At 37.3% G+C, this 362-nt stretch carries 1 pseudogene; it reads left to right on the top strand.

The features are described from left to right. Positions 1–27 precede the first annotated feature (27 nt). A pseudogene (locus AACS18_RS23560) lies at positions 28–362 on the top strand (hypothetical protein); the annotation flags it as partial.

The following is a 362-nucleotide window of genomic DNA, read 5'->3' as shown; positions in this document are numbered from 1 at the left end:
CAACTACTGAAAACAGGTGTCATTTTTATGAATAAGTACCAGGCAACATTATTTTCAAACGAAAGTGATATATTTACTGCTTTGCACTCAAACAAACAGAAGATGTCAGATACGGCTTTAAGGAAATTGGTTTTTAAACGAGGCATAATACTTCCAAAAGAGATGGGGAGAGACCGATTAATTGAGCGTATTTCAGATTTGCCATTTTCTTATGAACATATTAGGGATATTCAGGATAAATTAGCATCTGAAGCAAACCAAGAGCTTTATTCTGTGAAGCGCATCTATGATGGTTTCAATATAGAAAAACTCTCTGGAGTCATGGAGCGAGTTATTGCAGGGCGCCCAAGGATGTTAGGGAG

Source organism: Aeromonas sp. HMWF015 (assembly GCF_963878965.1).
Classification (GTDB): Bacteria; Pseudomonadota; Gammaproteobacteria; order Enterobacterales; family Aeromonadaceae; genus Aeromonas; species Aeromonas veronii.
Note: the sequence above shows the minus strand (reverse complement) of the source record. Positions and strands in the feature narration are given on the sequence as shown.